At 39.2% G+C, this 19,419-nt stretch carries 14 protein-coding genes and 1 pseudogene; 14 read left to right on the forward strand and 1 reads right to left on the reverse strand.

Features of this window, described 5'->3' with window-relative positions; translation table 11 throughout:
* Positions 1–157 precede the first annotated feature (157 nt).
* Positions 158–1,867 (reverse strand): Rqc2 family fibronectin-binding protein, encoded by a 1,710-nt coding sequence (locus JCM9140_RS00435; RefSeq protein ID WP_034740818.1) that lies wholly within the window; start codon positions 1,865–1,867, stop codon positions 158–160.
* 191 nt (positions 1,868–2,058) lie between these two features.
* On the opposite strand from JCM9140_RS00435, the gene JCM9140_RS00440 reads away from it, so the two are divergent.
* The 14 genes and pseudogenes from JCM9140_RS00440 (at position 2,059) to rpe (ending at position 18,892) form a co-directional block, all read left to right on the forward strand.
* The gene (locus tag JCM9140_RS00440) at positions 2,059–4,764 is read left to right on the forward strand and encodes a calcium-translocating P-type ATPase, SERCA-type (protein WP_034740821.1); all 2,706 of its coding nucleotides are present in this window, start codon (positions 2,059–2,061) and stop codon (positions 4,762–4,764) included.
* 119 nt (positions 4,765–4,883) lie between these two features.
* Entirely contained in the window at positions 4,884–5,768 is an 885-nt protein-coding gene (locus JCM9140_RS00445) for a YicC/YloC family endoribonuclease (protein ID WP_034740824.1), read from the forward strand.
* Positions 5,769–5,864: 96 nt separating this feature from the next.
* The gene (remA, locus tag JCM9140_RS00450) at positions 5,865–6,125 is read left to right on the forward strand and encodes an extracellular matrix/biofilm regulator RemA (RefSeq protein ID WP_034629754.1); all 261 of its coding nucleotides are present in this window, start codon (positions 5,865–5,867) and stop codon (positions 6,123–6,125) included.
* Between the two features lie 59 nt (positions 6,126–6,184).
* Positions 6,185–6,798 (forward strand): annotated as a pseudogene (gene gmk / locus JCM9140_RS00455) (guanylate kinase).
* Positions 6,798–7,019, forward strand: coding sequence for a DNA-directed RNA polymerase subunit omega (gene rpoZ, locus JCM9140_RS00460; protein WP_034740826.1), 222 nt, complete (start codon positions 6,798–6,800; stop codon positions 7,017–7,019). The pseudogene gmk and the gene rpoZ overlap by 1 nt, the downstream one beginning before the upstream one ends.
* A gap of 240 nt (positions 7,020–7,259) precedes the next feature.
* A complete protein-coding gene (gene coaBC, locus JCM9140_RS00465; protein ID WP_034740828.1) occupies positions 7,260–8,465 on the forward strand; it encodes a bifunctional phosphopantothenoylcysteine decarboxylase/phosphopantothenate--cysteine ligase CoaBC in 1,206 nt (401 codons plus the stop codon).
* Positions 8,462–10,864: a primosomal protein N' gene (priA, locus tag JCM9140_RS00470; protein WP_034740831.1), complete on the forward strand. Its 2,403-nt coding sequence runs from the start codon at positions 8,462–8,464 to the stop codon at positions 10,862–10,864. The genes coaBC and priA overlap by 4 nt, the downstream gene beginning before the upstream one ends.
* Positions 10,865–11,139: 275 nt before the next feature.
* Positions 11,140–12,096, forward strand: coding sequence for a methionyl-tRNA formyltransferase (gene fmt / locus JCM9140_RS00475; protein ID WP_235715240.1), 957 nt, complete (start codon positions 11,140–11,142; stop codon positions 12,094–12,096).
* Positions 12,089–13,426, forward strand: a complete 1,338-nt coding sequence (gene rsmB, locus JCM9140_RS00480) for a 16S rRNA (cytosine(967)-C(5))-methyltransferase RsmB (protein WP_034740837.1) — start codon at positions 12,089–12,091, stop codon at positions 13,424–13,426. Before fmt ends, rsmB begins: the two co-directional genes overlap by 8 nt.
* 32 nt (positions 13,427–13,458) lie before the next feature.
* A complete protein-coding gene (rlmN, locus tag JCM9140_RS00485; RefSeq protein WP_173585928.1) occupies positions 13,459–14,538 on the forward strand; it encodes a dual-specificity RNA methyltransferase RlmN in 1,080 nt (359 codons plus the stop codon).
* 9 nt (positions 14,539–14,547) lie between these two features.
* Positions 14,548–15,306 carry a Stp1/IreP family PP2C-type Ser/Thr phosphatase gene (locus JCM9140_RS00490; protein ID WP_034740842.1) on the forward strand — a complete coding sequence of 253 codons (759 nt, stop codon included), beginning with the start codon at positions 14,548–14,550 and terminating at the stop codon, positions 15,304–15,306.
* Positions 15,303–17,306 carry a Stk1 family PASTA domain-containing Ser/Thr kinase gene (pknB, locus tag JCM9140_RS00495; RefSeq protein ID WP_034740845.1) on the forward strand — a complete coding sequence of 668 codons (2,004 nt, stop codon included), beginning with the start codon at positions 15,303–15,305 and terminating at the stop codon, positions 17,304–17,306. Before JCM9140_RS00490 ends, pknB begins: the two co-directional genes overlap by 4 nt.
* Positions 17,307–17,372: 66 nt before the next feature.
* Positions 17,373–18,245: a ribosome small subunit-dependent GTPase A gene (gene rsgA / locus JCM9140_RS00500; RefSeq protein WP_034740848.1), complete on the forward strand. Its 873-nt coding sequence runs from the start codon at positions 17,373–17,375 to the stop codon at positions 18,243–18,245.
* Entirely contained in the window at positions 18,245–18,892 is a 648-nt protein-coding gene (rpe, locus tag JCM9140_RS00505; RefSeq protein WP_034740851.1) for a ribulose-phosphate 3-epimerase, read from the forward strand. Before rsgA ends, rpe begins: the two co-directional genes overlap by 1 nt.
* Positions 18,893–19,419 lie beyond the last annotated feature (527 nt).

Raw genomic sequence — 19,419 nt, forward strand, 5'->3', positions numbered from 1 at the left:
TCCGGAACAGAGGTGGCAATGGCTCCGTTCGCTACGCGCCTTGAGAGGAGAAACCCGCTCCTCTCAAGGCTTTCAAAAGATGTAGCGACTTCGCTCATTGCTTCGGGGGTGTCTCAAAAGGTCAAAAACAGACCTTTTGAGACACCCCCTTAAACGATTATTTTCTTAGTGATCGCACAACATCTTCATTTGGCGTAACAAAAATGGTCGTTTGATTATCATAAATAACATATCCAGGCTTGGCTCCATTTGGTTTTTTTACATGACGTATTTTCGTATAATCAACCGGAACAGAACTAGACTGTTTCGCCTTGCTATAAAAAGCAGCAACGGTGGCTGCCTCAAGCAACGTTTCGTCATCAGGGTCCGTACTTCTAATGACAACGTGTGAACCCGGAATATCTTTTGTATGCAACCAAATTTCATCTTGTCTCGCAAATTTGTTTGTAACATAATCATTTTGTTTGTTGTTTTTCCCTACAAAAAATTCAATGCCGTTTGTTGAGATATATTGCTCTAGTTGTGGCTTTGTTTCTTTCTTTTTCTTTTGTTGTTTGACACGTCTTCTTATATAGCCTTCTTCCATCAATTCTTCACGAATTTCTTCAATGTCTCTAGGTGCAGCACTTTCCATTTGCTGTATAAGTTGATCAAAATAGGCCACTTCTTCTTTTGACTTTTCAATTTGCTCCTCTACGACAGCAACCGAATTTTTCGCTTTATTGTATTTTTTAAAATACGCTTGGGCATTGTCAGAAGGACTCTTTTGCGGGTCAAGTTTGATTTCGATGGATCCGCCAGATTCATCATAATAATCGATTACTTCGACTTTTTTGTCGCCTCGTTTAACGAGGTACAAATTAGCCGTTAGCAGCTCGCCAAGTTTTTGATATTCCTTCGCTCGTTCGGCTTGGACTAACGTTTGTTCGAGTTTTTTTATCTTCTTTTTGTTTTTTTGCCATTCATTTCGTAAAAAACGCTCGAGGTCTTGGGCTTGTTGCTTCACACGATCGCGTTCTGCTTTACCATAATAAAAACGATCAAGTAATTCACTAATGGTCGAAAATGATTTACGCTCCCCGTTTAAGTGTTCCAGACGGATAATCGAAAAGGTCTCTTTTCCATTAACTGTAATCATTTCAGGCTCATAACGGTGCTCTTTTAATTGCCCCATAATTTGTAAAAAAGCAGATGGAAGTGTGCTCCTGTTCACAAAAGTTCCTGATTGAAACGTGATTTCGTTGGCTAATTGAGGTGACAGTCCAGCAATTTGATTGACCAATTGTCGATCAATTTTTCCAGCATTAAAATCAATTCGTTTTAATAATTCGTCTCCGTCAAGTTCAAACGGGTTCGCTTTGTTTTGTTCGGGAGGAAGCTTGTAAGGCTGGCCCGGCATCACAGTACGATAACTACTTTGAGTAGGTCCGATATGTTTAATGCTATCTAAAATGGTTCCGGTTTGTTTGTCTACTAAACTAATGTTACTATGACGCCCCATTATTTCTATGTAAAGTTGTTTGAATGTCTCATCTCCGAGTTCATCTTTATTTTTTACGTGAAAGACGATAATTCGTTCCATATCGAGTTGTTCAATTTTCTCGATGAAACTCCCTTCTAAATGCTTTCGAAGCAGCATGCAAAACATTGGTGGTGTAGAGGGGTTATCATATTTTTCTTTTGTAAGGTGTATTCGAGCAAAGCTCGCATTTGCAGACAGCAATAGCTGATGATTTTTTCCGTTTGCTCGAATGGTAAAGATTAACTCTGTTTTGTATGGTTGGTATATTTTCGATATTCTTCCTGACGTTAACAACGTTTGTAGCTCGTGTGTCATCGCCCTTGTCATAAATCCATCAAATGACATGGCTTGATCCATCCTTTCTAAATCCCAATGTTGCTTTATATAGTCTGACATTAAGACGCAGTCAGTTTTTTTACAATGCACTTATGAGTATAGCATGTTTTCTTCTTTCACTGAATATGATGGCTTGTATAAACAGTTGGAAAAGCCTTGATCATTGATGGTGAAAAGAGAATATATGTGGGGTGTGGGAGATGAAATGGTACAAGTTAGAGGAAGAAGAAGTAACTTCATCTATTGGAACAAGTATGGAGAAGGGGTTAACAGAAAAGGAAGCAGAAAAGAGAATGAAGAAATATGGTGCGAACAAGCTTGATGAAGGAAAAAGGCCATCTGCTTTATTTGTCTTTCTTGGACAATTTAAAGATTTTATGGTTCTCGTACTTCTAGCGGCCACCCTCATCTCAGGTTTACTCGGAGAATACATTGATGCCATTACAATTATGGTCATTGTTCTTTTAAATGGAATACTAGGTTTTGTGCAAGAAAGAAAAGCGGAAAAGTCTCTTGATGCGTTAAAAGAATTGTCTGCACCCCAAATGCAAGTTCTTAGAAATGGTGAATGGAAAAAGGTGTTATCCGCCGAGGTTGTTCCTGGCGATATCATTAAAGTTTCAAGTGGGGATCGAATTGGGGCTGATCTACGTCTTCTCCAAACGAATGGGCTACGAATTGAGGAATCTTCTTTAACAGGAGAATCCGTTCCTGTACAGAAGCAGCATCAATCGTTAAATGGCTTAGATGTGGAACTTGGCGACCAGACAAACATGGCGTTTATGGGAACGCTTGTGACGCAAGGTAGTGGCATCGGAGTGGTTGTTGCAACAGGAATGAAGACGGAAATGGGCAAGATTGCCCATTTATTGCAATCAACGACAACACTCATCACTCCACTTCAACGTCGCCTCGAGCAGTTAGGGAAAATATTAATTGCCGTGGCGCTCGTTCTCACAGCTTTAGTCGTCATTATTGGTGTCATACAAGGCCATGATGTGTATACGATGATTTTATCAGGGGTTTCGTTAGCTGTTGCGGCAATTCCTGAAGGTCTTCCGGCCATTGTTACGGTAGCGTTAGCTCTTGGTGTACAGCGAATGATAAAAAGAAAAGCAATTGTACGTAAACTGCCTGCAGTTGAAACGTTAGGATGTGCTTCTGTCATCTGCTCCGATAAAACGGGTACACTCACCCAAAATAAAATGACAGTCACACATGCTTGGAGTGAAGGGAAGCTTTGGGAGATTTCAGGTGGTGGCTACGAACCGGAAGGAACATTCACTCAAAATGGGAAGAAAATAGATCCAAATAAAGAAAGAAAACTTCAACAACTAGTAAGCTATGGCTGGTTATGTAATAATGCTAATTTAATAGAGAAGACAGTCAAGCAAGGGATGTTACGAAAGCACACGACAGAGTATGTGATGGATGGTGATCCGACAGAGGGAGCTCTCGTTGTAGCGGCAATGAAAGCTGGGTATACGAAAGAGGGATTGGAGAAACATTTTCAAAGGGTAACAGAATTTCCTTTTGATTCGGCTAGGAAAATGATGTCTGTTATCGTAAAAGATGCTAGAGGACGCTCATTTATTATTACAAAAGGCGCACCAGATGTCGTGTTAGGTCAATGTACAAAAATAGCATATGGAAGCAATGAAGAAGCACTTACATCAAAGCGGAAGGAAGAAGTAGAAGCTGCGGTTGATCAACTCGCAGGAAGAGCTCTTCGAACAATTGCCATTGCTTACCGACCTTTAGGGGCACAAGAGGTCTGTAAACAACCGTTTGAAGCGGAAAGAGGTCTAACGTTCATCGGTTTACAAGGAATGATTGACCCGCCAAGACCAGAGGTGAAAGATTCAATTGCTGAATGTCGTCAAGCTGGTATTAAAACGGTTATGATTACAGGCGATCATAAAGTAACTGCTTCTGCTATTGCGAGTCAATTAGGGATCTTAACTAAACATGGAAAAGTGCTAGATGGACAAATGTTAACGCAACTTAGTGTAGCCGAATTAGAAGAGATTGTAGATGATGTGGATGTGTATGCCCGCGTCTCTCCAGAACACAAATTGAAAATTGTAAAGGCATTGCAAGCGAAAGGTCACATTGTCGCAATGACTGGTGACGGAGTAAATGATGCACCCGCGATTAAAGCTGCAAATATTGGGATTGCCATGGGGATTACAGGTACAGACGTGGCCAAAGAAGCTTCTTCATTAATTTTAAGTGATGATAACTTCGCAACGATTAAAGCTGCCATAAAAGAAGGCCGTAACATTTACGAAAACATTCGTAAATTTATTCGATATATGATGGCATCAAACGTCGGTGAAATATTGGTCATGTTATTTGCCATGATGTTAGGAATGCCACTTCCGCTTGTCGCAATCCAAATTTTATGGATTAATCTTGTAACAGATGGTCTTCCAGCAATGGCCTTAGGTATGGACCAAGCAGAAGGCGATGTCATGAAGCGCGCACCAAGAAGTCCAAATGAAGGTGTATTTGCTCGTGGGTTGACGTGGAAAATCCTTAGTCGTGGTTTTATGATTGGGGTCGTGACCCTTGTTGCCTTTTGGGTTACATTGCAAGCAGATCCAAACGATTTAACAAGGGCTCAAACCGTTGCCTTTGTTACGCTTGTTATGGCACAACTTATCCATGTATTTGACTGTCGGAGTGAATATTCTGTTTACCACCGAAACCCTTTTGAAAATAAATATTTAGTTGGTGCTGTTCTTATTTCTACGTTACTCATGCTAGCGGTTATCTATTATCCACCATTACAGACTGTTTTTCATACTGTTGCACTTACAGGATATGAATGGTTATTAGTACTAGGAATGGCATCGATTCCAACTGTTGTACTTGGGGGATTTCAGCTTATGAAACGGAAATAAAAAAGATGCATGATAGGGTTGCTTCAAGAAGTCATAACGAGACTTTTAGAGGCAACTCTTTTTGTTTGACTTGTTGGAGTAGTTGTTTTTTTGTAAAATAAAACTCGGATGTGATAAAAATGAAAAGTATGACAGGATATGGTTCTTCCACTGTTTCACTTGAACATGCGGAAGTATCAATAGAAGTTAAAGCTGTAAATCATCGCTTTTTAGACATGCAAGTTAAACTTCCGAATCCTTTTCAATTCTTGGAAGAATCGATTAGAAGACAAATGAAACGTCATGTATTTAGAGGTAAACTGGATGTTGTCTTTCATTTAGAGGAGAACCGAAATACGAAGCGTAAGGTGACAATCGATGAGGAATTACTCGAACAGTTTAAGCAAGCGTCTGATTTATTACAAGGAAAACTTGGTTCTGATTTTCCCCTTGATCTAAGCGCGCTGTTATTAGATAACGGTGTTGTTCAAATTGAAGAAATGAGTGAGGACAAATGGACGGAACATGAGCAGTTGCTTCAGGAAGGGCTTATGCAAGCACTTTTGTCTTTCAATAACATGAGGGAAACAGAAGGTAACTACTTAAAACAAGATATGTTGAAATGGTTACAAGAGGTAGAAGAATGTTGTGATCGAATTGAAGAAATAGCTCCTATGCTCATTGATCGTTATCGTGAAAAAATAGAAGAGAGAATCAAACAATATACAGATGGTGAAATAGAGATTGATGAATCAAGGTTGTTAACGGAGATTGCCATCTTTTCAGAAAAAATGGATATAAGTGAAGAGTTAGTTAGAATGAAAGCACATGTGATTCAATACAAGCACTATTTAGACAAAACAGATGAAGCGATTGGAAGGCGTCTTGATTTTTTACTGCAAGAAATGAATCGAGAATTGAATACGATTGGGTCGAAGGCAGCGGATTCCATCATTAGACAACATGTCGTTGAATTGAAAGGGTTCATTGAAAAATTAAAAGAACAAGTACAAAATGTTGAATAGGAGCTAGAATTCATAAGAAGTTTCGTATATAGTTAGATTAGTTTGGATAACAATGTTGAGAGTGGATCTGGCTCTCCTAAAGTGGGGGTAAAAAGAATGAACATTAAACTAATAAACATCGGTTTTGGAAATATTGTTTCAGCTAATCGAATTATTTCCATCGTAAGTCCAGAGTCAGCACCAATTAAACGAATTATTCAAGATGCAAGAGATCGTAACATGTTAATTGATGCAACTTATGGGCGCAGAACACGAGCTGTTATTATTGCAGATAGTGATCACGTGATCTTAAGTGCGGTGCAACCAGAAACCGTTGCTCAAAGATTGACTAGTAAAGACGATACAGGTGAAGACTAGTTAAAAATGTGTTAGGATACATAAACATTGTATTGCATGAAAGCGTGTAGGAGGTTTCCATGAAGAAAGAGAAAGGTCTATTACTTGTATTATCAGGTCCTGCTGGTGTTGGAAAAGGCACAGTCTGCGGGGCGTTGCGTCAAGAAAATACATCCATTCAATATTCCGTTTCAGCTACGACGCGTTCGCCGCGCGAAGGTGAGCAGGACGGGGTCAATTATTTTTTTAAAACAAGAGAGCAATTTGAAAAAATGATTGAGCACGATCAGCTTTTAGAGTGGGCAGAGTACGTAGGAAATTACTATGGTACACCGATTGAATATGTGAGAGAAACGCTTGATAGTGGTCAAGATATTATTCTTGAAATAGAGGTTCAGGGAGCGCTAAAAGTAAGGGAGCGCTTTCCAGAAGGTGTATTCATTTTCTTAATGCCACCAAGCCTAGCGGAGCTAGAAGCCGAATTGTTGGACGTGGTACAGAAACAGAAGATATAATTAACAAAAGAATGACCGTGGCTCGTGAAGAAATTGAAATGATGAAAAAATATGATTATGTTGTGGAAAACGACGAAGTTCAGTTAGCTGTGGAACGCATTAAATCAATTGTGACGGCAGAACATTGCAAACGTGAACGCTTAATAGAAAAATACAAAGAACTTGTGGAGGTTGACTAATGCTATATCCTTCGATTGATTCTCTTTTAACCAAATTAGATTCCAAGTACACACTCGTTACTGTGTCTGCTAAAAGAGCGCGTGAAATTCGTGAGGACCTCTCCCGCGGACCTATGATTACTAGGCCCGTTTCTCATAAACCAGTAGGGGTTGCTCTTGAAGAAATAATTGATGATCATTTGCATTTTAAACGTATTAACCCGTTAGACGATGAGGAATAAGTAAGATGGAGGCTGACTCAAGTGAAATGCATCAAACCTAAAAGCAACAAATGTTGAGTAGGGTTTGATGTGGAGTCAGCCTTTTTTTGTTGGAAAACGATAGCTGCTTCTTCAAGATGGTTGCTAAAAGAAAGGTTTCGCATTGTGAAGTAAAACGCAATCGAATGAACATGTTTTGATCAAAACAGCAAAGTATGTGAAAAGAGCTAAGCGAATAGAGATAGGGAGTAGGTGCATTAGGTGAATGGAAAAAATATATTAATTGGTGTCTGTGGTGGAATTGCAGCTTATAAATCAGCAGCTTTAACGAGTAAGCTTGTACAAGCTGGTGCAAATGTAAAAGTGATTATGACGGAATCTGCAAAAGAATTTGTTACTCCTTTAACTTTCCAAGCACTTTCACGCCAGCCCGTTTATGAACATACGTTTATAGAGCCTGATCCAACAAAAATTGCTCATATTGATCTAGCTGATTGGGCAGATGTTGTTCTTGTTGCTCCAACAACTGCCAATGTAATGGCGAAGCTTGCAAGTGGCATTGGCGACGATATGTTAACAACAACGTTACTTGCAACAACTGCTCCTATTTATCTTGCTCCAGCTATGAATGTAAATATGTACGAAAAAGCAGCGGTTAAGCGAAATGTGAAAACATTACAAGAAGACGGATATCATGTAATTGACGCAAATGAAGGTTATCTTGCATGTGGGTGGACGGGGAAAGGAAGAATGGCTGAACCTGAAGACCTTCTTAAAGTGTTAAATGACCATTTTCAAGTAACAGGTCAACTTCAGGGAAAAACCGTTTTAATTACAGCGGGACCAACACAAGAGCGCATTGATCCTGTTCGTTATTTTACGAATCATTCTTCTGGAAAAATGGGATATGCCCTCGCTGAAGCAGCATTATCTCAAGGAGCTAATGTCATTTTAGTTTCAGGACCTACGGCTCTACAGCCCCCTCATGGTGTACACGTCATTAACGTAGTATCCGCAAAAGAGATGTTTGATGCGACTATGCACCATTTTGATACTGCTAATATTGTCATTAAGTCAGCAGCGGTCGCAGATTATCGACCAAAGGAAACGTTTGACCATAAGCGGAAAAAGCAGTCAGGACCATGGGCAATTGAAATGGAAAGAACGACCGATATCCTAAAAACGATGGGGGAGGCAAAAAAGCAGCAAATACTCGTTGGTTTTGCAGCTGAGTCTGAAAACGTTGAGCAATATGCCCTTCAAAAACTTCATTCTAAAAATCTAGATTTAATCGTTGCGAATAATATATTACAAGAAGGTGCGGGTTTTAAAGGGGATACTAATATCATTACTCTGCTAGATAAAGATGGAATGAAAAAAGAATATCCTGTTTTATCAAAAAAAGAGGCAGCTACATGTATTATTGCTGATGTCATTTCGTATATAGAAAGGCAGCAACATCTATGATTGCAAAAGTTATAGTGGATGTGCCCGCATCTCAAACTGATCGTTTATTTGACTATGAGATCCCCGATGTTTGGACAGGCGCTATTCAACCTGGAATGAGGGTGGTTGTTCCGTTTGGACCACGAAAAATTCAGGGGTTTGTCATTGCGATTGAGCAAGAATCGGACCACGATAAAGTGAAACCGATTGAAGATGTATTGGATGTCACTCCGGTGCTGACAGATGAGTTGCTTACACTAGGCGAATGGTTATCAGATCAAACGCTAAGTTTTAAACTTTCAGCGTATCAACTAATGATCCCAGCTGCGATGCGTACAAAAGTGAAAAAAGAGATCATCTTGCTTGGAGACGTGAATCAACTCCCCATACATTTACAAGTATTTTTTCATTCAGGGAAAAAAGCATTATGGTCGGACGTTATTTCTCAAGAAAAAGCCAATATGAAGTTGATTCAACAACTTGTAAAGGATGGATTGCTTGAGGTTCGTTATAAAGTGGAGGAAAAAGGTAAGAAGAAAACAGAGCGATATATTAAATTAAGTGAATGCGATGGTTTGATAGAAGAAATTCCAACTCGTGCTGTTAAACAAAGAGAGATTATTAGCTATCTAAAAGAGAGTAAAAAGCCGGTTCATGTACAATCTCTTATAAAAGAACTAGAGACGACAAGACAACTTATTACGACCTTAGTAAAAAAAGGCTTAATTGTGGAATTCGAGAAAGAGGTTTATCGCGATCCGCTAGCAGGTGTAGAGTATGAACGAACAACCCCTTTACAATTAACTAGTCAACAGCAAGAAGTCATTGGCCCTATTTTACATACACTTGAAGACAAAAGTCATCAAACGTTTTTATTACATGGCGTTACTGGAAGCGGGAAAACGGAAATCTATTTACAATCCATTGATAAGGCTCTAAAATCCGGCAAAGAAGCCATTGTTCTCGTACCGGAAATTTCTTTGACGCCGCAAATGGTTCAGCGTTTCAAAGGGCGATTCGGTTCTAAAGTTGCCGTTCTTCATTCAGGTTTATCTATGGGAGAAAAATATGATGAATGGAGAAAGATCTTACGAAAAGAAGTTGAAGTCGTTGTTGGAGCAAGATCCGCTGTCTTTGCTCCGTTTACAAATGTTGGGATCATCATCATCGATGAAGAACATGAAACAAGCTATAAGCAAGAAGAAAACCCGAAATATCATGCTAGAGATGTTGCTATTTTTCGCGGGGAATATCACCAATGTCCGATTATTTTAGGCAGTGCGACACCATCCCTTGAGTCTTATGCCAGAGCGATGAAAGAGGTTTATCATTTGCTACCTCTTACGACAAGGGTTAACGAACGTGCAATGCCTAGTGTGGAAGTTGTGGATATGCGTGAAGAGCTCAGAAGTGGAAATAGATCCATGTTTTCAGAAAAGCTGTTACAGTCGTTAAAAGAGCGAATAAAAAAAGGGGAACAATCTGTACTTTTTTTAAACCGAAGAGGGTATTCAACATTTGTTATGTGTCGAGACTGCGGATATGTAGCTACATGTGACCATTGTGATATTTCGTTAACCTATCACCGCACACAACATTCATTAAAATGTCACTATTGTGGACATGAAGAGAAAATGCCAAATTCCTGCGACTCTTGTGGAAGTGAACATATACGATTTTTCGGTTCAGGAACCCAGAAAGTCGAAGAGGAATTAACTCGAGTTCTGCCAGAAGCCAGAGTAATCCGGATGGACATTGATACAACTAGACGCAAAGGTTCCCATGAAAAATTGCTTTCTTCCTTTGGACGAGGTGAGGCTGACATTTTACTTGGTACACAAATGATCGCAAAAGGATTGGATTTTCCTAAGATTACTCTTGTTGGAGTCCTAGCTGCAGATTCTATGCTTCACATTCCCGATTTTAGGTCTGCAGAACGTACCTTTCAATTAATGGAGCAAGTAAGTGGTCGAGCAGGAAGACACGACTTGGAAGGACAAGTGATTATTCAATCGTACACACCAGATCATTATAGTATTGAATTAGTAAAAAGCCATAGCTATGAAGCATTTTTTCAAACGGAAATGATGCAACGTAAAACGGCGTTATATCCACCTTACGTGTTTATGGTTTTAATTAATATCTCTCATCCGGAACTTACCAAAGTGATTACTGTTTCAGAGAAAATTGTCTCGTTTTTAAAGAGAGAGCTCACAGCATCAACTACAGCTGTTTTAGGACCAGTAGCTTCTCCTCTAGCGCGCATTAAAGATAGATATCGATATCAATGCATGATAAAATACAGAAACGAACCGAGGTTGTTAGAAACGCTACGTGAAATCCAACAACATTTCACAAGAGAAATCAACCAAGGACAACTCCAAGTATCCATCGACCTACACCCATATTTATTTACATAGAGTTTAAAGAAAAAGGTCGATCTTTACCTTTTTCTTTAAACTCGGTGCGTTGAGCGGAGCCGCCGTTATCTTTTAAGCCATGTAGGAGTGGGTTTCTCCTGCATGGCGCACGGCGAGAGGAGCCATCGCAACAGTTGACGCACAAGTAGGGAGAAAAAGGTCGATCTTTACCTTTTTCTTTAAACTCTTGAACTGAATAAAGCTAATGATAAAAAAGTCTTTTACATATAGGTAACCTTAAATATTGATGTTTGAACAATTGAAAGAAAGGCGGAATGAACGTGAAAATTGTTTTTATGGGGACACCTGATTTTTCTGTTCCAGTTTTACAAAGTTTACGAACAGAAGGATATGATATTGTTGCGGTTGTTACTCAGCCAGACCGACCTGTTGGTAGAAAACGGGTGCTCACACCTCCTCCGGTAAAAGTAGAAGCAGAAAAGCATCAAATTGATGTACTGCAGCCAGAAAAGATTAAAGAGAAAGTAGAATTAGAGAAGGTCTTTGCCTATAAGCCGGATCTTATTGTGACGGCTGCTTTTGGTCAGATTTTACCGAAGGAATTGTTAGACTATCCAAAACATGGGTGCATTAATGTTCATGCTTCTCTATTGCCAAATTATCGTGGGGGGGCTCCTATCCATCAAGCCATTATCGATGGGGAGAAAGAGTCAGGGGTCACGATTATGTATATGGTTGAGAAATTAGATGCAGGCGATATGATCTCTCAAGTACGTGTTCCAATCGAAGAAACTGATCATGTTGGAACTTTACATGATAAACTAAGCCAAGCTGGCGCTGAGTTACTAATTAAAACAATTCCGGATTTAATCAATGGAGCAGTTACACCTCAAAAACAAGATGATTCAGCGGTTTCGTTTGCTAGAAACATAACACGAGAGATGGAGTGGCTTGACTGGAAGCGATCTGGGGAAGATTTATATAATCAAATAAGAGGATTGCATCCGTGGCCTGTTGCCTATACAACAATAGAAGGCAAGCCGTTAAAAGTATGGTGGGGAGAAAAAACAAAATCAACACAAGAGTATGAGGCTGGAACAATCGAAAGAATAGAGGAAGATGGCATTGTCGTTGCAACAGGCTCAGACATGGCAATAAAAATAAAAGAGCTCCAACCTTCAGGAAAGAAGAAAATGGATGCAACGTCCTATATTCGCGGAGCAGGGTCACACTTAACTATTGGAATAAAGCTAGGAGAATCTAATGAGTAAACCAGTTCGTGAAGTAGCTTTAGACATATTGCTTCAAATTGAAAAAAATCAGGCATATAGCAATCTTTTGTTAAATCAAACGGTTAATCGGTCCAAATTAGATCCAAGAGATGTTGGGTTATTAACCGAAATCGTCTATGGTACAATTCAAAGAAGAGATACATTAGATTATTTTTTACAATCTTTTGTAAAAAAAGGGGTAAACTCCTTACAAGATTGGGTTAAGGTGTTACTGCGACTTTCCGTATATCAATTGGTTTACTTAGACCGAGTTCCTGATCGCGCTGTTGTTCATGAGGCTGTTACGATTGCCAAAAAACGAGGCCATAAAGGAATAAGCGGGATGGTTAACGGTGTGCTTCGTTCGTTTGTCAGGGAAGGGGTTCCTTCCTTCGATACGATAACCGACGAGACGAAAAGATTAGCGATTGAATCTAGTCATCCGATCTGGCTTATAAAACGATGGATCGACCAATATGGTTTTGAGGAAACAAAAAAAATGTGTCAATCTAGTTTAGAGCCTCCGAACGTAACTGTTCGAGTGAATCAAATAAAAGCAACCGTTGAGGAAGTGATCTCGCTATTAGGTGAGGAAGGCCTGAAAGTGAGAAAAGGTGATTTATCTTCTGATGCGATTATCATCGAGAGTGGCAATGTATTTCAAACAAATACGTATAAACAAGGGTATGTTACGGTACAAGATGAAAGCTCAATGTTAGTTGGAAGAGCCATTGGTGCCAAACCTGGAATGATGGTAGCAGACACTTGTGCAGCCCCAGGAGGAAAATCAACTCATATTGCTGAACAAATGGATGATACAGGAACCCTTATGTCTTTTGATTTACATGATCACAAAGTGAAGCTGATTCATCAACAAACGAGCAGATTAGGATTAACTTGTATTACGGCTGAAGCTGGTGATGCAAGAAACATTCATCAAAAAGCAATAGGTCCGTTTGACCGTATTTTGGTTGATGCTCCGTGTAGCGGGTTTGGTGTTATTAGAAGAAAGCCAGATATTAAGTGGTCAAAAACAGAGAATGATATAAAGGGAATCCAAAGCATTCAACTAGAAATTCTAGATGCAGTTGCTCCATTACTCAAACAAGGTGGTACTCTGATTTATAGTACATGTACGGTTGATAAAGATGAAAATGAAGAATCTGTCGCGAATTTCTTAGCTCGACATCCAGAATTTCAACTAGATCATACGTTAAAAGATAGACTGCCGAAAAAAGCACTGAGCCGTTATCAAGAGGGGATGATTACAATTCTTCCACAAGATTTTCAAACGGACGGATTTTTTATTGCAAGTCTAGTCAAACAATAACAAAAAGGCGAAAGGTGTGCGACGATGGAAGAATTAAAAAAACGGTAGAAGTTCCAGAGACAGGACAACTACCTTCTGTTTATTCATTAAAATTTGAAGACCTGCAAAATTGGTTAGTAGATCAAGGAGAGCCAAAGTTCCGAGCTACGCAAATTTTTGAATGGTTGTATCAAAAACGTGTAACATCATTCGAACAAATGTCTAATCTTTCAAAGGATTTACGTGAGAAATTGACGAAATCCTTTTCAATTACAACATTGAAAATTGTTACAAGACAAGCTTCTTCAGACGGGACAGTGAAATTTCTGTTTGAATTACATGATGGTTATTCAATTGAAACGGTTGTTATGCGCCATGAGTATGGGAATAGCGTTTGCGTGACGACGCAGGTCGGCTGTCGTTTAGGCTGTACGTTTTGTGCATCAACTCTCGGAGGATTAAAACGAAACTTAGAGGCAGGAGAAATTGTTGCACAAGTTTTAGAGTCTCAAAGGGCTATGGACGAAGTGGACGAGCGTGTAAGTTCTGTTGTTGTTATGGGGATTGGTGAACCATTTGATAATTATGACGAACTAGTGCCTTTCTTAAAAACCATTAATCATGAAAAAGGACTTAACATTGGTGCACGACACATTACAGTTTCAACTAGTGGAGTTGTTCCAAAGATTTACAAGTTTGCTGATGAAAAAATGCAAATTAACTTTGCGATTTCACTACATGCGCCAACGACCGAAATTCGAAGCAAGTTGATGCCTGTTAATCGAGCTTGGCCACTTGAAAAATTAATGGAATCCATTCGCTATTACATTGAAACAACAGGAAGACGAGTTACGTTTGAATACGGGTTGTTTGGTGGAGTGAATGATCAAGAAGAACACGCAGAACAGTTAGCTGATCTAATCAAAGGCATTAAATGTCATGTGAACTTAATACCTGTAAACTATGTATTAGAACGAGATTACGTTCGTACACCACGAAATCAAATTTTTGCTTTTGAGAAAGTGTTGAAAAATCGTGGCGTAAATGTAACGATTCGTAGAGAGCAAGGTCATGACATTGATGCGGCATGTGGACAGCTCCGGGCAAAGGAGCGAAAAGAGGAGACGAGGTGAACATAGGAGATGGAGTTTACGTTTCGAACAGATGTAGGAAAAGTTCGTGCGCATAATGAAGACAGCGGCGGGGTCTTTAAAAATGAGGTAGGCGTTTTAGCCGTTGTCGCTGATGGAATGGGGGGACATCGAGCTGGTGATGTTGCGAGCTCGATGACGACAAATCTATTACGTGAGGCATGGGACGAAGTAACAGAAATGACTTCCGTTCTCGATGCTGAAAGATGGCTCACAGAGCAATTTGAACAAATTAACTTAAAATTACACGTGCACGCAAAAAAACACACAGAGTGCCAAGGTATGGGGACGACATTAGTCGCAGCCCTTTGTACCGATGAGTTTGTCTCGATTGCACATATTGGTGATAGTCGCGCTTATCTCTTTAATGAATTTGGGTTTCAATTGAAAACAGCCGACCATTCCCTTGTTCAAGAGCTTGTTCGTAAAGGGCAACTAACAGAAGAAGAAGCTGAGCATCACCCAAGACGAAATGTTTTACTACGAGCGTTAGGAACGGAAGAAGAAATTAAGTTAGATGTTACAACGTTGCAAGTAGAAGATGAGCAGTACTTATTATTATGTTCAGATGGATTAACAAACAAAGTGAATCATGACGAATTAAAAAGGAATCTTGAACAACCGGAGGAATTGCCATCAAAAGCAGAAAAGCTAATTGACTTAGCAAATGAGCGCGGTGGAGAAGATAACATTACAATTGCTCTTATTCATTACAGTGAAAAGCCAAATGTACGGAGCATAAAAGAATGATTGGACAACGTATTAGTGGCCGCTACCAAATATTAGACACAATTGGTGGAGGGGGAATGGCAAATGTTTATAAAGCGCTCGATGTCATTCTTGACCGCCATGTTGCTGTCAAAGTGTTGCAGCCACAATTTTCAGATGATGAGCAATTTATAAAAAGGTTTAGACGTGAAGCGCAGTCTGCTACAAGCCTTGCTCACCCGAATATTGTTAATATTTATGATGTAGGTGAAGAGGGGAATACGTATTATATCGTAATGGAATATGTCGAAGGGCAAACGTTAAAAGAATTAATCCAAGCCCGCGGACCACTTCCCGTCCAAGAAGCGATTGACTATATGGTACAAATGCTACTAGCGCTCGAACATTCTCATGCAAATCACATCATTCACCGAGATATAAAGCCACATAATATTTTAATTAGCCAAGATGGTGTTGTGAAAGTAACAGATTTTGGGATTGCACGAGCGATATCTGCTGCAACGATTACACATACAAACTCTGTTATGGGTTCGGTTCATTACTTATCTCCTGAACAAGCCAGAGGTGGGCATATTACATATAAATCCGATATTTATTCGTTAGGTATCGTTTTCTATGAGATGCTTACAGGTGAGCTACCGTTTCAAGGCGATACAGCTGTATCAATTGCTATTAAGCATCTCCAAAGCGAGGTTCCTTCTGCAAAGACCAAAGTACCAACGTTGCCACAAAGTGTAGAAAACATTATACGCAAGGCGACCGTGAAGGATCCTCTTAATCGTTATGCTACCGTGCAAGAAATGGAAGAAGATGTTGTTACAGCACTTGAACCTGAACGAAGAAATGAACCAATTTTTCAGCTGAATGATGAAGAAGATGAAGTAACAAAGGCGATTCCGATTATAACGAATGACCATTCGGATGAATTAGAAAAAACGGTTGAAGCGAAACCAGTTACGATTGATAAAAAACCAGTACAACCGAAAGAAAAAGGAACTTCAGAACCTGCAAAGAAAAAGAAGAAAAAAGGTAAAAAGTGGCTTGTTATTTTAATATTGATTGCCTTTTTAATTTTTGGAGCCATCGTTGCTGCTTTTGCGGTTTTACCAAGTGTTTTCCAAGTAGGTGAGGTGGAAGTTCCGAACGTTGTAAATCTTCCGTTTGATGAGGCAGAAGAGGAATTGTTAGCATTAAATTTAAATGTACAGCGCGAAGATGTGAGTGAAAATGATGAAATTCCTAAAGATCATGTCGTTAGACAGAATCAAGCTCCTGGATCTATTGTGAAAGAAGGTTCTACGATTCGATTGTTTGTTAGTATAGGTAAAGAAGAGATTGAACTTGATGATGTTGTTGGGATGCACATTGATCGAGCTGAGAGACACCTTCGAGGTCTTGGTTTTGAAGTGGAATCAACAGAAGAAGAAACGGATGAGGAAAATACTGGAATCGTCCTTTCTCAAGATCCTTCGGAAGGAACTCTTGTTATTGTGGATGAAACAACTGTCTTTTTAACATATAGTGTTGAACCACAAATTCGATTACGTGATCTTCAGAATGAAAGAGAAGCAGACATTACTCGCTATTTGAATGAAATAGGGTTAAGGTATGATTTTCAGTATGAACATTCCAATACAATTGATTCAGGAAGAGCTTTACGTCAATCACCAGCACCAAATACTGTACTCAATAAAGGCGATCTTGTTCGCGTGACAATCTCTCAAGGAGCAGAACCAGAACCAGAGCCTGAAGAAGAACGAGTTTCTTCATACGAAGTTACGCAAGAGATTGAAGTATCTGAGGCTGACAGAGATGCTGGAAAAACCTTTGATATTCGAATTTTAATAAGAGATCACTCTACCGGTGGACAAGAAGTTGTGTTTACGGAAGAAACGATAAGCGATTCGGTCCAATATACGATCCCGATAGAAGCAACTAGGTCCCAAAGCGGTTTTGTCAAAATATTTATTAATGGAAATTTAGAAAAGGAATTAGGTCCTTATCAACTTCGAGAGAATTAACCAATAACAAGGGGGTAGCGCCTCTTGTTATTTAGATGATTATAGGAGGTCGCTAATGGCAACAGGATGATTGTAAAAGCTTTAAGTGGTTTTTACTACGTACAAACAGATGACGGTGTGTTCCAATGTCGTGGAAGAGGAAACTTCAGGAAGCGTCAAATTAAGCCTTTAGTTGGGGATGAAGTAGAGTTTGAAGCTGAAAATAAAACAGATGGCTATATTCTTGATGTTTTTGAACGAAAAAATGAGTTAATACGCCCCCCCATCGCGAATGTAGATCAAGCTCTTTTAGTTTTTTCAGCATTAGAGCCTGATTTTAGCCCGTTACTTCTTGATCGTTTTCTCGTACATATCGAAGCAAATGATTTATCTCCATTAATCGTCATTAGCAAGGTTGACCTTCTTACGGATGAATTACTTGATGAGATAAAAGAGTACAAACAGCAATATGAAAAGATAGGTTATACGGTACTTTTAACATCAACATTAGAAAACAACGGTATCAATGACATTGTGCCGTATCTTCACGGTAAAATTACAGTTGTAGCAGGACAATCAGGGGTAGGAAAGTCTTCTTTATTGAACAGTTTAAAGCCAGGGTTGAATATTGAGACAAATGAAATATCCTCGCATCTAGGAAGAGGAAAACATACGACGAGGCATGTTGAATTGCTATCAATTGGTGGAGGCTTAGTAGCTGATACCCCTGGTTTTAGTTCTCTTGATTTTGTTGACCTAGAAGCAGAAGACTTATCAAATTGTTTTCCGGAAATGGCTGAGCTTTCGTCAGCTTGTAAATTTAGAGGTTGTACTCATACATCTGAACCAAAATGTGCGGTAAAGGACGCTTTGAATCAAGGACAAATCAGTGAAACAAGAATGAAGCATTATTTGCAATTTCTAGATGAAATTAAAAGTCAGAAAAGGAGATATGATTGATGATTAAAGTTGCACCATCGATATTATCGGCAAACTTTGCCCACTTAGCCGATGATATTAAAGATGTTGAAAATGGTGGGGCTGATTACATACACGTTGATGTGATGGACGGTCATTTTGTTCCAAATATTACAATTGGTCCATTAGTAGTAGAAGCAATCCGACCAATTACGAAATTGCCGCTTGATGTTCATCTAATGATTGAGAATCCAGATCGTTATGTTACTCAGTTTGCTCAAGCGGGAGCAGATATTATTACCGTGCATGTCGAAGCATGTACGCATTTACATAGAACGATTCATTTAATTAAGGAACAAGGTGTAAAGGCTGGAGTCGTTGTCAATCCTGCTACACCTGTTGAATGGATTGAACCTGTTCTTGAAGACATTGATCTAGTCCTTCTTATGACCGTAAATCCTGGTTTTGGAGGCCAATCGTTTATTGAATCGGTTTTGCCGAAAATTGAAAGAGTGGCTCATTTAGTCAAAACAAAAGGGCTACAAGTAGAAATTGAAGTAGATGGTGGAGTTAATGAGAAAACAGCTAAAAAATGTGTCGAAGCTGGTGCGAATGTTTTAGTGGCTGGTTCAGCTATCTACAATCGCAAAGACCGAGCTCAAGCCATAAAGGAAATAAGAGGCGAATAAGTGGTTTTAAGAAAAGAAAGGAGCATGATTCTTATGTTCCTTTCTTTTTTTATACTATATTTTTGACAACTCTATTTTTACATGGCTGCTTTCTTAAGGTTGTTGTTAGATACTTGGATTCCTTCTAAAGCGCAATGGTATGGCTCTGTTAAGGAAAAATAACATGATAAACAAAAAAGTTACAGCCTTTTACATAATGTTTATAGACTCAACTCGCTCTAAGTAGGATCAAGAATTAAATTTTGTTTGTAGATGAACATTCTTTTTCCATAGACATATATTGAGGTATAGGGCATATGCATAATGATAAAGAGACAAGGATAATTTGCTCAGGAGAAAAATGAAGGTTGATACGGCTTTATAAAAAAATAGGAATAGTTTGTCGTATCTAGATATAAGTTTATAAGGAGCAATTATTTTTATCCTTATCATTGATTCTTGTCTAAGTAAAATGGCTTGATGGATAGGGGCACGTCGCTTCGTCCTAGGTCGTGAGTCAAGTTTCTTTAACATTATCCCCGTGGTCG

Source organism: Halalkalibacter wakoensis JCM 9140 (genome assembly GCF_000513095.1).
GTDB classification, from domain to species: Bacteria; Bacillota; Bacilli; order Bacillales; family Bacillaceae_D; genus Halalkalibacter; species Halalkalibacter wakoensis.

Excerpts from the sequence above, each read along its gene's own strand:
- remA (WP_034629754.1), top strand. The coding sequence starts at position 5,865 with ATGAACATTAAACTAATAAACATCGGTTTTGGAAATATTGTTTCAGCT.
- priA (WP_034740831.1), top strand. The coding sequence starts at position 8,462 with ATGATTGCAAAAGTTATAGTGGATGTGCCCGCATCTCAAACTGATCGT.
- rsmB (WP_034740837.1), top strand. The coding sequence starts at position 12,089 with ATGAGTAAACCAGTTCGTGAAGTAGCTTTAGACATATTGCTTCAAATT.
- JCM9140_RS00445 (WP_034740824.1), top strand. The coding sequence starts at position 4,884 with ATGAAAAGTATGACAGGATATGGTTCTTCCACTGTTTCACTTGAACAT.
- pknB (WP_034740845.1), top strand. The coding sequence starts at position 15,303 with ATGATTGGACAACGTATTAGTGGCCGCTACCAAATATTAGACACAATT.
- rpe (WP_034740851.1), top strand. The coding sequence starts at position 18,245 with ATGATTAAAGTTGCACCATCGATATTATCGGCAAACTTTGCCCACTTA.
- rsgA (WP_034740848.1), top strand. The coding sequence starts at position 17,373 with ATGATTGTAAAAGCTTTAAGTGGTTTTTACTACGTACAAACAGATGAC.
- JCM9140_RS00435 (WP_034740818.1), bottom strand. The coding sequence starts at position 1,867 with ATGTCATTTGATGGATTTATGACAAGGGCGATGACACACGAGCTACAA.
- JCM9140_RS00440 (WP_034740821.1), top strand. The coding sequence starts at position 2,059 with ATGAAATGGTACAAGTTAGAGGAAGAAGAAGTAACTTCATCTATTGGA.
- fmt (WP_235715240.1), top strand. The coding sequence starts at position 11,140 with ATGAACGTGAAAATTGTTTTTATGGGGACACCTGATTTTTCTGTTCCA.
- rpoZ (WP_034740826.1), top strand. The coding sequence starts at position 6,798 with ATGCTATATCCTTCGATTGATTCTCTTTTAACCAAATTAGATTCCAAG.
- JCM9140_RS00490 (WP_034740842.1), top strand. The coding sequence starts at position 14,548 with ATGGAGTTTACGTTTCGAACAGATGTAGGAAAAGTTCGTGCGCATAAT.